A 13972-nucleotide genomic window follows, 5' to 3' on the forward strand; every position below is an offset into this window, starting at 1 on the left:
ATATAGTGCACAAGCGTGCACTGTTTGGTCCCAGCATTTTAGAGCGAGAGCATGAGCAATCGAACTCAAGCAAAGCCCGTTGAAGACATCTGCTACGTTTTTGTTGCAAACGGGCTCGATACTACCGCCTGTATCCGGGCAGCCGAAAAGTCTGGTGCTCTCGGTTTTTGGTCCGTCCCGTCCAGTTTTGATGCCGAGAAGATTGCGTCTGGCGTCGCAGGGTTCGCGAAGGCGGGCATCGGTTCTCTCGGTCTATATCTCCCTTCAAAAGATGCGCTGAAATCCGTTAAGAGCCTGCCATCCGGTCTCGTTGGCGCGGTTTGTGCTCCGGCGGATGTGTTGCGGGGGGCCGGAAATATTCTTCGCGGGCTTGCTGGCGACATCTCTGTTTGGGCGGAGGTCACGCGTTGGTCGGATGATCTCGAAAAGCTGCCGAATGCCGTCACCGGCTATGTGCTTAAGGGGCATGAATGTTCCGGTGCGGTGAGCGAGCAAACTACCTTCATCCTTCTGCAGGAATTCTCGCGCAAGACTGAGAAGCCTTTGGTCGCGCGCGGCGGTATCTCGCCGGAAACGGCAGCGGCATCGTCGGTGGCTGGCGCGGCTGGCGTGATGCTCGACGACCAAATCGTGCTTCTCCCCGAAGCCGGTTTGAAAGATACCAAACTCCGCACGCGTATCGCCGGGCTCTCCGGTGGCGAAACGGCGCAGATCGAGGATCTGCGTGGCGGTGCCTATGTGCGTGGCTTCGCTCTGAATACCCGCGCTGAGGAACAGGTTTGGGCCGACAAGATGCTGGCCGATCCAGATGCGACGCTCGCCGCGGCGGGTGATCTGAGCTGGGCCGAGGGCGACCTGATGCCAGGCGGTCAGGGCCTCGCGCTTGCTCAGGGTGTGCTGGAGAAATACGCCACTCTTGGCCGTTTCATCAATGCGATCCGCAAAGCGCAGGTGGAGCTTCCGCTGGCGGCTGCTGATCGCGCTGTGCTTCGCGAAGGTTCCGACCTCGCGAAAACCAACGGCACACGCTTCCCGATTTTCCAAGGCCCCATGACCCGCGTGAGCGACGTCTCAGACTTCTTTGTCCGCGTCGCCGATGGTGGCGGTCTGCCCTTTGCCGCGCTTGCGCTGCTCCGTGGTGAGCAGGCGGAAAAGCTGCTCGCGCAGGCCGAAGCGCAGATGGAGGGCAAGCCGTGGGGCGTTGGCCTCCTCGGATTCGCGGGGACTAAAGTTCTCGCGCCGCAGTTCGAAGCGATTGCAAAGCATAAGCCCAATTTCGCCGTCGTGGCCGGTGCGCGTATCGACCAGTTGCAGAACCTCGAAGCGCAAGGCATCCGCGCCTACGCGCACGTCGCGTCGGCCTCAATGCTTGCGCACTACCTCGAAGAGGGGATCACCCGCTTCATCATTGAGGGCCGTGAATGCGGGGGCCACATTGGCCCTGTGTCGAGCTTTGTTCTCTGGAGTGCCATTCTCGCCGAACTCGGACGGAACCCGATTGCCCTCAAAAAGGCGCGCAAACTGCGTGTCATCTTTGCTGGCGGCATCCACGACGATCAATCCGCCGCGATGATTTCCACGCTGGCAGAGCCGCTCGCAGCGCGCGGTGCGCAGATCGGCGTTTTGATGGGCACGGCCTACCTGTTCACGCCGGAGATCGTTGAATCCGGTGCGATTTTGAAAGATTTCCAAGAGGTGGCGATCTCCTGTGACGAGACGCAGGCCCTCTGGGAAGGGCCGGGGTTTGCGAGCCGGTGTGCCATCACGCCCATCACCGAAGAGTTCCGCGCGAAACGCTCTGAACTGCAGGCACGCCATGCGAGCCTGCCGGAAATTCGCGAGACGCTCGAAACCTACACGCTCGGCCGTTTGCGGATGGCAACCAAGGGCCTTGCCCGTGTCGGTGACGAGGGCAAGCTGACGGAGATCGAACCGGAGCAGCGCCGTCGCGAAGGCATGTATATGATCGGTCAGGTTGCGGCGATGCACGACAAAGTGCACACGATTGCCGAATTGCACGACACGGTCACAAACGGGGCCTGCGCCTATCTCGAAGATTTTGTCGAAGATCACCCCAAAGCACCGTCCGTGATCAAAACGCCGCCCCCCGCCGACATTGCAATCGTCGGGATGTCAACGCTTTTGCCTGGTTCCGACACGCTTGAAGGCTACTGGCGTCGGATTCTGTCCGGTGAAAGCGCGATCCGCGAAATTCCGTCGGACCGTTGGTCTCTGGCCACCTATTTCTCCGAAGATCGCGATGCGCGCGACATGGTCTATTCCATGCGCGGCGGCTTCCTGCCGGACATCGTTTTCAACCCGCTCGACTACGGCATTCCGCCTGCCACCATTCCCTCGGTCGACCCGATGCAGCTTTTGGCGCTTGAGGTTGTGTCTGACGCGATGAAAGATGCCTCGATGGGCACGGACTCGCCGTTCGACCGCGAACGTATGTCTGTTGTGCTTGGCTTTAGCGGTGGTCTCGGCGAGGTCGGTTCGCAGTATGCGACCCGTTCTGAATTGAAACGTCTGTTCGGAGATGTGCCGGAAGAGGTCCTGGACCGTCTGCCTGAGTGGACCGAAGACAGCTTCTCTGGCCTTTTGCCGAACGTGGCTGCTGGCCGCGTCGCGAACCGTTTCGATTTTGGCGGGAGTAACCAGACGGTCGACGCGGCCTGTGCCTCCTCACTCGCGGCGCTCTACGCAGCCGTTCAGGAACTTGAAACCGGTCGCGCAGACACGGTGGTCGCTGGGGGTGTCGATACGCTCCAAAACCCGTTCGGGTACCTCTGCTTTGCGAAGACCAAAGCTCTCTCTCCGCGTGGCGTGTGCAACACGTTCGATGCGGCCTCCGACGGGATTGTGATTTCTGAGGGTCTTGCAGCCGTTGTGCTCAAGCGCCTCTCTGATGCGGAACGCGACGGCGACCGCGTTTATGCCGTGATCAAGGGTGTCGGCGCATCGAGTGACGGTCGCGCCAAGGGGCTCACCGCGCCGCTGCCGAAGGGGCAAAAACGCGCCTTCCGCCGCGCCTACGCGCAGGCAGGTTTCTCGCCCGCGTCGGTCCAGCTTTTCGAAGCGCACGGCACCGGTACTGTCGCTGGCGACAAAGCCGAACTTGAGACCGTGAGCAGTATTCTCGCGGAGAGCGAAGCTCCGACGCGGTCGGTTGCCATCGGCTCTGTAAAAACGCTGATCGGTCACACAAAGGCCTCCGCGGGCATCGCGGGCCTGATCAAAGTTGTGAAGGGCCTGCACCACCGCGTGCTCCCGCCGCACGCCTTGGTCAAAACACCGAACGCCGTATTCCGCGCCGATGATACGCCGCTCTTCCTGTCGCAAGAACCGCGCCCTTGGATCGTGCCGGAGAATACGCCGCGCCGTGCCGGTGTGAGTGCATTCGGCTTTGGTGGTACAAACTTCCACGTAGCGCTCGAAGAATATGTTGACGCGGCCCAGCCGCTGCCGCTCGCGGATCCGGGCTCCGATCTTGTGCCGTTCGCTTTTGCTGCAAACTCTCGCGAAGGTCTCGTCAAACTGCTCGGACGCGTTGAAGCCGAAATGAAGCGTTCGCCAGCCGCAACTCTGGCTGATCTTGCATCGCTCGCTTATGCGGATACGGGTGCGTTCCGTCTGGCATTTATTGCCAAGGGGCGTGACGAATTGAGCTGTCTCGTGGCGGCTGCGAAAGCCTTCCTGACCGGACCAGAGGGTGCGTCCGCGCCAGAAGGTATCTCCTTTAGCGATGCTCCCGCGCTGTTGAATGGTGGCAAACTCGCCTTCCTATTCTCCGGCCAAGGGGCGCAATACCCGGACATGCATCGCCAGACGGCGCTCATCGGGTCGCCGCTGTTGACGAGCCTGTGTCAGGCCGAGACGATCCTGTCCGGCACCCCGACGTTCCAGAAACTCGGCCGCCCGCTTGCCCGCCTGATCTACCCGGGGGACTCGTTCCTGCCCGAAGATCGCAAGGCACAAATGGCCGCGCTCACCGCAACCGAAGTGGCTCAGCCAGCGCTGGGCGCGATCGAGATGGGTCTGGCAGCGATGCTCAAAGACCTCGGTGTGTCTGCTGACATGGCTGCGGGTCACAGCTACGGTGAATTTGCGGCGCTCGCTGCCGCGGGTGTTCTGAACTTCGACGACCTGATCCGCCTCTCCGAGGCGCGTGGCCGGTCAATGGTCGAAAACGCCGATCCGGATGCGCCGGGCGCGATGATCGCGGTGAAGACCGACGCCGAAACCACGCGCGCCGCTGTTGCGGCGCTTGAGGACGTGACGGTCGCGAACCTCAACAGCCCGAAACAGACGGTTATTGCGGGTAGCGTTGCTGCTATGGATCGCGCGGCGAAGGTGCTCGAAGAGGCGGGTCTCCCGCATGTCCGTGTGCCTGTGTCGCAGGCCTTCCATTCGCCGCTGATGGAGCCTGCTCAGAAACAGTTCGCCGAGGCGCTGGCGCAGGCGACGTGGAACGCGCCGGCATTCCCGGTTTATTCCAACGTGACCGCAGAGCCGCATGATCCGGCCCGCATTCCGGAGGCCATGGCCGAGCACCTGATCAGCTCTGTCGATTTTGTGTCCGAAGTGCGCAACATGGTGCGCGATGGCGCCCGTGTGTTTGTCGAAGTTGGCCCCAAAGCCATTCTCGCCGACCGCGTTGGCGAGATTGTCGAAGATGCAGGTATCACGTCGATCGCGCTGGACCGCGGCAAAGGCAACGCCGAAGCGTTTATGGAAGGGCTCGCGAAACTCTTCGTTTCCGGTGCCTCTGTCGATTTGCCGCTTCTTTGGAGCGGTTTGGCCCGCCCGATGCCGCGCTCGACCGGTGACGTCGGAAGCAACGCGTGGCTTCTGAACGGTGCCTATGCCCGCCGCGCCGACGCGCCGCGCCGCAATGTGGAGCCGCCTGCGCAGCCGCTTCTGTCGCAAACTGTTATCTCTCAAAACGTGCTCGTCAGTGCACCCACCCACGATGATGAGGAGTTGGAATTTATGGACATGAAATCGGATCAATTCTTCCCGACCGCGCAAGCGGCAGACGGGGGAGGCGATATGATGGCAAGCTATCATCGCATGATGAGCGAGTTCCTGCGCGTGCAGGAAAGCGTGATGCGCGCCTATCTGCAAAATGGCGGTGCTGCTTCTGGTGCCGCAATGCCCGCGCTTCCGGCGATGGCTGCTCCGGCGCCGGCCGCAGCGACGCCTCCGCCTGCACCTGCGCCGGTACCGACGATGCCTGTCGCGGCCCCGGCTCCGGTCGCTACCGCACCTGTCGCAGCGCCGGCCCCGACGCCAGCTCCTGCGCCTGCTGTAGCCCCCGCGCCCGCCGTCGCCGAGGCACCCGCTGATGCGCCTGCCGCAGATATGACACCGGAAGCGACGCTCGCGACATTCACACAAATTGTCGCGGACAAAACCGGGTATCCGGAAGATGCGCTGGACCCCGATCAGGGTCTCGAAGCCGATCTCGGCGTCGACTCGATCAAGCGTATGGAAATCCTCTCCACCATGCAGAAGGCGCTGCCGGAGCATCTTGCTGCCGCGATGCGTGGTCAGATGGACGCCGTGTCCCAACTCGCAACCATGCGCGAGATCGTTGACTTCGTGTTTGAGAACGCAGGTAAAGGCGGAGCGTCGGAAGGCGCTGCTGAGGGTTCGAACCCTTTTGATTTTGCCGGGGAAGCCGAGACAACCGCGCCAGCGGTGCTTCCCCGGTATATTCAGGTGCCCTTTGAGGAAAATGCCGATCATGTTCCGGTAGATTTTCCGGAGGACGCCTATGTCGTCGTGACCGAAAGCGCAGACGGCTTTCATGAGGCTGTGATTGCCGAACTCTCCGCGAAGGGCCTCGAGGCTGTGTCCGTTCCCGTCGCGGACGCGGATGCAGCGTGGTTCGAGGCTCTGAACCTGAACGGGCGCACTCTGGGTCTGATCCACTGTGCCAGCCGTGCGTTGATGCCCGAGGACGCTTTTGCGGATCTCAAGCTATGGCACAGCATTCATGAAGGCGGAACGAAAGCCGCGTTCGAGTTGATTCAGGCCGCGCAGCCCTACGTGCAAAACGGCGGACGCTTTGTTGCTGTGACCGAGACCGGTGGTCTCTTTGGCCGTGACCCGCATGCCCCCGTCAAGATGTCCACAGAGGCCGGTGTGGTTGGCTTGGTGAAAGCACTCTCTCTCGAATGGCGTGAAACCAGTAGCCTGAAGGTGATCGACCTCGACCCCACGGAGACGCAAGGGGTTCAGGCCGCCCATGTGGTCAAGGAGTTGACGATGCGCCCTGGCCGTCGTGAGGCGGGGTATCCGAGCGGCATCCGCACGATTTTCCGGACCGAGGCCGCCGCGACCGAACCGCCGATCGAACCGGGCCTTGAGCCGACGTCTGAGTGGGTCGTTCTGGCCTCCGGTGGCGCACGCGGGATCACGGCGGAATGCCTGCGGACCGTCGCGCCTGCTGGCTGCAAACTGGTCCTACTTGGCCGTTCTGCGCGTCCCGATCCGGAACCCGAAGATATGCGCGCTCTCGACGTGCCTGGCCTGCGCGCCCACTTCCTCGCCGACGTGCGTGCAAAGGGCGAAAAACCGCGTCCGGCCGACATTGAGAAACAGGTTCAGCGCCATCTTGGCATCCGCGACATGGATCGCAACATGCGCGACTTTGAGGCCATGGGCGCAACGGTGGATTACCGCGCCGTCGATGTGAACGACGCGGATGCGGTGAAAGCGCTTTGTGACAATCTCATCGAGAGCTACGGCCGGATTGATATGTTCGTGCACGGTGCCGGTCTGATTGAAGATACGCAGTTCGAAAAGAAAACGCGTCAAAGCTTTGATCGCGTGTTTGACACAAAGGTCGACAGCGCCCTGAACTTTGTGAACGCAATTTCGAACCCCGAGTTGAAGGCTGTGTGCTTCTTTACCTCTGTGGCGGGCCGTTATGGGAACCCGGGGCAGTCGGACTACGCGGCGGCCAACGAAACCCTGAACTTCTTTGCACGCACCCTCCAGGCGAAAGACGCGTCGAGTGTGCGGTTCAAGGCTATCAATTGGGGCCCGTGGGATGCGACCACGACCGGTGCCGGTATGGTTACTGACAGCACCCGAGCGCAGTTCTTGTCCCGCGGCATTGGCATGTGCGAAGCGGTGCCGGGACGCGAATATTTCTATCGTGAAATGTTTTGGGCCGAGCCCGAACAGGTCGAGTCTGTTGCGTGGGTCGCCGATGGCGAGACAATGGAAGCGCAGATTTGTGATCTGCCGCCGAACCCTGCAGAGCCGCCGCGTATTCAGGGACCTCTCCTTCTGAATAATGCGCAACGTACCGGTGATCGTGAGTTGCTCTGGCGGTTTGACATGGTGAGCGCACCTTACACGGACGACCATCGCTTTGATCGTCAGGCCGTTATGCCGATGGCGGGAATGATGCAGTTCTTCAGCGAAATTCCTGCGGCACTCGGAATTGATGCGCCTGTGACGGAGTTGCGCAACCTGCGAATGTTGCAGGGTCTGACACTCAAAAACGGTCCGATGGATGTGCGAGTCGTGCTTTCAGACGGTGAAGATGGCGTGTTCAACGCCCGCGTCTATTCGACGACCGGAAAGCCGCGTGTCCTTTATCAGGCGGATCTGGTGATGGCCGAAGCCGTGCCAGCAGCGGGGATCGCTCCGGACGGGATTGACGGCATTGAGGCATACCACGGTCCGTCCGTCGGCTATATCTACCGAAGCTGGCTCAGCCACGGGCCTCGCTTCCAGACACTGGAAGAGATTACCGCGCTTGATCACAGCCGCATCCGGACGCGCGTTCACGCGACGGATCCACTTTCCTTCGTGCCGCACGGCACCGGTCGGAACTGGAACTATGATCCGGGACTGATTGACGGAATGTTGCAGGTGCTGTGGGTTTGGACCCGCATTGTTCACAACATTTCGTGTTTGCCTCTCGGGGCTGCGTCGGTTCAGCGCTTTGACGGTGATCCGTCGAAAGGCCCGCTCTGGGTCGAGACCGATGATGTCCTGTTGAGCGACACAAACGAAATGACCGCCAATGTGCGTGCCTTTGATGCGGATGGACGTCTGGTCTATCGCGTCAACGGCTTCCGCGTGCAATGTTCCGGCACCCTTAACCGCCTTGGCGGCGGGTGGCCCGGCGGCGAACGAGAAGACGAAAAGACGCTGACGCAGAAGGTGGCGGAGTGAGCAACTATTCAGGCGACATCGCCATTGTAGGTATGGCGGGCATCTATCCGGATGCGGAAGACATTGATGCGTTCTGGGGGAATATTCTTGCCAAACATGATGCAGTGACAGAGGCGCCGGCCGAATGGCTGGGCGCATCGGACCTGTATGATCCGACCTCCGATGAACTCATGGCCATCTATACGAAAAAAGGTGGTTTCCTCGGCGATCTGTCTCGGTTCAACTCTGCTGAGTTCGGGACGATGCCACGCTCTGTCATCGGTGCGCAGCCGGACCAGTTTATGGCCCTGCGCATTTGTAGTGATGCGTTGATTGATGCCGGCTATAAGGCGGGGCAAACCGATCACACGCGCACGGGTGTGATCCTCGGGCATGCGGTGCACGCACACCGGTCGAACACGAACGGAATTCAGCAGGCCTGGTTCAACAGTCAGCTGCGTTACTACCTTCAGGCGCTGTTCCCGGATGCGGACGAGGCGACGATCAAACTTGCCTCGGATAAAGTTCAGCAGAAGCTGCCGGTTATTGAGGCGGAGTCTATTCCCGGACTTGTGCCGAATATCATGACCGGGCGGGTGGCCAACCGTCTCGATCTGATGGGGCCGAACTATATCATTGATGCAGCCTGTTCCTCGTCCTTGATCACGGTCGAACTCGCGGCGAACGAACTTCGCGCCGGAAATGCCGACATGATGATCGCCGGTGGTGTGAACACCACCACATCGCCGCTCGTGTATTCCGTGTTCTGTAGCGTTGAGGCTCTGTCTCCGACCGGCAAGATCCGCCCGTTCTCGAATGAGGCCAACGGCACGATTTTGGGTGAAGGCGCCGGTGCAGTGGTACTCAAACGGCTCGAGGATGCTCTGGCGGCCGATGACCGGATTTATGCCGTTGTGAAAGCGGTCGGTCAGTCCTCAGACGGTAAAAGCTCCGGTCTGATGGCACCCCGCTTTGAAGGCGAAGTGCTCGCGATGCGTCGGGCCTATGAGCAGTGCGGACTTGATCCGCGGAGCGTGGGACTTGTCGAAGCGCACGGCACAGGTATTCCGCTCGGGGATCGGACGGAGATTTCCGCTCTGCGCGAAATTTTCGGCACCCGCGATGGCGACATTCCGAGCATTCCGATTGGGTCTGTGAAGTCCATGATCGGCCACTGTATTCCTGCTGCGGGGTCTGCCGCGATCATCAAGAATGCGCTCGCGCTGACCAATCGCGTTATTCCGCCGACTCTCTGCGATGAGGTGAATGAAGACCTCGGGATTGCCGACACGCCGTTCTACGTCTCCACAGAAGCCCGTCCATGGGTCCACTCGGCGAAGACACCGCGCCGTGCCGCGATCAATGCATTCGGTTTTGGTGGCATCAATGCCCATATCGTCCTCGAGGAGTCTCCGGTCGGCCGGGAGATGGATGCAACCGCGACGTTTATGCCGCGTGCAGCGTCTGCGAAGCCAGCGGAACAGATTTTCGTTCTTGGTGCGGATTCGCCTGATGTCATGGCACAAGCGGTTTCCGGACTGCGCGATGCGGCGGAAGGGCTCGAAGAAGAGGCTTTTGCAGAGCTTGCTCGGAACAGTTGGAGTGTGGTTGGTGCGGCGCCCGCACGTCTGGCGGTTGTCGCGACCGATCCGGCAGACCTCGCAAAGAAGTTGGCGGCGGCAGAGAAACACCTCGCGAAAGACGCGACAAAGTCGCTCCAGACGCGCAACGGCCTCTATTATGAGCCGAGCCCGATTGAGGGCAAAACCGCGTTCCTGTTCCCGGGCGAAATGGCGCAGTATCCGGATATGATGGCGGACGCCGTGATGACCTTCCCGCAGATGCGGGCGTGGTTCGATCAAATCTCAAGCCTGTTTGATGGTGAGCGAGATCTGCGGTTGCAGGATGTCATTTTCCCGCCGACCTCTGGTCTCACCGAAGAAGGGGCGAGCAAGCTCGAAGCGCGGATGCATAGCGTCGATTTCGGCTCCGAAATGGTGTTTGCTGCGGATCAGGCGATCTTTGGAATGTTGCAGGCGCTTGGGGTGCAGCCGGATGGGCTGCTCGGACATTCGACTGGCGAGAACGCTGCGATTGTGGCGAGCGGCTGGTTCGGTATGGACAGCGAGCAGGTCGGTGACACGATCAAGAAAATGAACGGCGTCTTCAACAGTGTGAACTCGTCCGGCGAGATTCCGGAAGGGCAGTTGCTGACCATTGCTGGGCTCGACCGCGAGGCGTTCACAGCAGCTTTTGAAAAGCAAAGTGGCCTGCACTTTACGATGGACAACTGCCCGAACCAGGCGATTGTCTTCGGTCCGGCCGACACCATCGACGCGCTGCAGAAAGACGTGGTTGAGCAGGGCGCGGTTTGTACGAAACTCCCGATTTCCTGGGGCTATCACACCGAATACGTTGCCCCGATGGCGAAAGGCTTTGGGGAACTGTTCTCTGATCTTGAGATGAACCCGACGTCGCTCGAGCTATGGTCTTGCGCGACTGCGAAGCCGTTCGCGAAAAATCGTGAGGAATTCCTCGAAACGGCAATCGCCCAGTATGTGAGCCGCGTGGCTTTCCGCGAGGCGATTGAGAATATGCATGCGGCAGGCTACACGCGCTTTGTCGAATGTGGGCCGAACGCGACATTGACCGCGTTTGTGCGGGACATCCTGCCGAAGGAACGCATTCTCGCTGTGTCCGCCGACAACCGTCGGCGTGGGATGGTGTCGCAACTTCGCCACCTCGTTGCGCAAATGTTCACTGCTGGGGGCGATCTCGGGTATCCGGAGCGCCTCGATCACAAATCTGACGCCGCAGAAGAGGCGCGCCAAGAGCTGCGCGCGAAGCGCCGCAAGGCGATGCCGCTCCCGTCGAACCTGCCGTTCCCGGAACTCGATGAGGCCGAGAAGACAGAATTGCGCGCACTGCTAGGTGCCGGTCAGGTCGCGTCTGCGCCATCTGCTCCAGTGACGATTGTGCAGCAGGCTCACAACGGCGATGCTGCTGTCGGTCAGCACTTGTCTATGATGAATTCCTTCCTCTCGGGGCAGGAACGTGTCGCCCATGAGGCGTTGGGCGCGCGCAAGGCACAGATCCGTGTTCTTGATATCTCGGATCAGTTTGCACTTCCGATGGCCTATCGTGGGATCCTGATGGAAGGTCTGCCGACGCCGCGCGGAATGGCAAACCATCTTCATCCGGCGGAGCAGGAAACTGCGAGCTATATGGCTGGTGAGGATGCGAGTTCGGACCGCTGGGCCCATTGGAGCCTCGGCCGTCTCGCCGTCAAACGCGCCGCACGGGACTATCTCGGTCTTGTGGGGGAAACGGCGTCTGATCGCGAGATTTGCATCGTAAAATCCGACCTCGGTGCACCGAAAGTCTTGCTCCCCGAAAGGGGCCTTGAGTTGCCCGGCACTACCATTGCCCATGCGGGCGGCATGGCCATTGGTGCCGTCGCGGCACCGCCCTATCGCATTGGCATCGACTATGATTTTCCGGAGCGCATCCGCGATGCAGAGAGCCTATTGGCGTCGATCCTATCTCCGCGCGAGCGTGAGGTCGTGCCGGTTGTCGCGAATGCGTGGAGTGCCACGCTCTATTGGACGATCAAGGAAGCCGCCGCGAAAACTTTGGGCACCGGGCTTCAAGGACGCCCAGAAACCTTCGAAATCGTGGAATTCGACCAGCATGCTGCAACTGCGAAGGTTGAATATCAGGGTCAAAAGGTTGATACCCAATCCCGTCAGATGGGCGCAGGTATCTGCACCATCGGCTACTGTGTGTCTCATTGACGGGCGAGGGGAGGCCCGTGACGTGACCACGAAATGTTAAAGAGGGCGCGAGCCCGTGCCTATTACGTGCGAGAAAGAAAATGAGTAAGGACACAGTCGATCAAACGGTCGTATCCACCCTGGAAGACTTCATCCAAGACTGGGGGCTGGATGCTGAGATCACGCCAGAAACGACCATCGTGGCAGATTTGGAGTTCGACTCCATCGACGTGATCCAGTTCACCGTCGCGCTGGAGAGCGCCTTCGGGAACAAGAAACTCGGCTTTCAGGATCTGCTGATGCAGGAAGGTCGCTACGTGGACGACCTGTCCGTGGGTCAGTTCCAGACCTTCGTCGCGACACGTCTCGCAGCAGCCTAATTTATACGTCCGGGAGGGCCAAAAATGAGCAAAACACTTCTCGTTGGACTTGATGGTGCGACCTTTACGGTTCTGAAACCATTTATCGAGGGGACCTGCGAAGAGGGCGTCGTGATGCCGTTTCTCGCAGCTCTGGTCAAAGAGGGCTATTCGGCCACTTTGAAATCGACGGCTCACCCGCTGACCCCGCCGGCATGGACCTCGGTCGTGACGGGGCGCACGCCGGGCAATCACGGTATCTATGACTTCGTACGTTTTGAGGACATGGGGAACGAGATGTTCTTCACCCTTTATGACTCGCGCGATATCCGGACCGAGACCCTCTGGCAGGTCGCAGGCCGCGAAAACAAGTCCGTTGTGTCGCTGAACTTCCCGATGATGGCGCCGCCGGTTGAAATCCCCGGTTCGCTGGTTCCGGGGTTCGTGTCCTGGAAGCACCTGCGCCGTAACACCTATCCCTCCGAGCTCTATGATCGCATTGCGAAGATCGACGGGTTCGACCCGAAGGAATTGAGCTGGGACTTCGAACGTGAAAGCCAGATCGGCGAGATTATGCCCGATGACGAGCTCTACGAATGGGTGAAGAACCACCTGCCGCGCGATGACCAGTGGTTCAACATCGCTGAGACGCTCATGAAAGAGGATCAGCCGGATCTTCTCGCGGTGATGCTCGACGGAACTGATAAAATCCAGCACCAAGCCTGGCACCTTCTGGATCCGGAAGAGTGGAAGGGCGAACAGCCGGAATCTCGCAAAAAATGCCGCGAAATCGTCGTGGAATACTTCCGGCGCGTCGATGGCTATCTTCAGGCGCTCTATACGGCGGCGGGACCGGGTAGCCACATGGTCATCGTGTCAGACCACGGTTTTACAGGCTCCATCAAGCTCGTGCGCATCAACAAATATCTCGAAGAAAAAGGCTACCTCAAGTATCGTCCGAGCGACGGGTCCGAGGCCGCAAAACGCCGCGATATGGCGAACTTCGCGAACCTCGACTGGAACGAGACCAAGGCATTCTGTCCGACACCGTCTTCTAACGGCGTTGTGATCCGCATGAAGAGCGAGAAGAACCCGAACGGCGTTGAACCGGCAGAATACGAAAGCTTCCGCGCCCAGTTGATCGAAGATCTTCTTGCGATGACGGATCCGGAGACGGGCGAGCACGTGATCACCAACGTGATGACACGAGAGGATGCCTTCCCCGGTCCGGCGATGGAAAACGCACCGGACCTGACCGTCGTCCTCTGTGACCATGGCTTTGTCTCTGTTCGTGACCGGTCCCCGCGTGTTGTGTCGCGGCCTGTGCCGTTCGGCACGCACCACCCGGATGGCGTCTTTATCATGACGGGGCCGGGCGTGAGCCGCGGTAAAAAAGGTGCGGATATGTCGATCGTCGACACGACCTCGGTTGTTGCACACGCGATGGGGATGCATGTTCCGGTGGAGTTCGAAGGCAAAGTGCCGGCTGACCTCTATACCGAAGCCTGGTTCGATACGCACCCGGTTGAAATCTCCGGTCACACGGATGCATCTGCGGCACCGATGGCACAATTGGACAAAGACGAAGACATCAGTGATGAACAGCGCGCGGAAATGTTGGCCCAGTTGCGTGCGCTCGGATATATCGAAGACTGATCCGGT

The 13972-nt window shown here is 60.1% G+C and carries 4 protein-coding genes; all 4 read left to right on the forward strand.

What is annotated here, in order from left to right; genetic code table 11:
- The first annotated feature begins 51 nt into the window (after positions 1-51).
- The 4 genes from LA304_RS16440 to LA304_RS16455 all read left to right on the forward strand — a co-directional run bounded on the left by LA304_RS16440 (position 52) and on the right by LA304_RS16455 (position 13966).
- Positions 52-8199 (forward strand): type I polyketide synthase, encoded by an 8148-nt coding sequence (locus LA304_RS16440; RefSeq protein WP_224504271.1) that lies wholly within the window; start codon positions 52-54, stop codon positions 8197-8199.
- Positions 8196-11972, forward strand: a complete 3777-nt coding sequence (locus LA304_RS16445; RefSeq protein WP_224504272.1) for a type I polyketide synthase — start codon at positions 8196-8198, stop codon at positions 11970-11972. The genes LA304_RS16440 and LA304_RS16445 overlap by 4 nt, the downstream gene beginning before the upstream one ends.
- An 80-nt stretch (positions 11973-12052) precedes the next feature.
- The gene (locus tag LA304_RS16450) at positions 12053-12331 is read left to right on the forward strand and encodes an acyl carrier protein (protein ID WP_224504273.1); all 279 of its coding nucleotides are present in this window, start codon (positions 12053-12055) and stop codon (positions 12329-12331) included.
- Positions 12332-12355: 24 nt separating this feature from the next.
- Positions 12356-13966 carry an alkaline phosphatase family protein gene (locus LA304_RS16455; protein WP_224504274.1) on the forward strand — a complete coding sequence of 537 codons (1611 nt, stop codon included), beginning with the start codon at positions 12356-12358 and terminating at the stop codon, positions 13964-13966.
- Positions 13967-13972 lie beyond the last annotated feature (6 nt).

Origin of the sequence: Celeribacter litoreus (assembly GCF_020165855.1) — a bacterium.
Classification (GTDB): domain Bacteria; phylum Pseudomonadota; class Alphaproteobacteria; order Rhodobacterales; family Rhodobacteraceae; genus Celeribacter; species Celeribacter litoreus.

What these genes read in the sequence shown, in the direction of transcription:
- LA304_RS16440 (WP_224504271.1), top strand. Translation starts at nt 52, where the DNA reads ATGAGCAATCGAACTCAAGCAAAGCCCGTTGAAGACATCTGCTACGTT.
- LA304_RS16450 (WP_224504273.1), top strand. Translation starts at nt 12,053, where the DNA reads ATGAGTAAGGACACAGTCGATCAAACGGTCGTATCCACCCTGGAAGAC.
- LA304_RS16455 (WP_224504274.1), top strand. Translation starts at nt 12,356, where the DNA reads ATGAGCAAAACACTTCTCGTTGGACTTGATGGTGCGACCTTTACGGTT.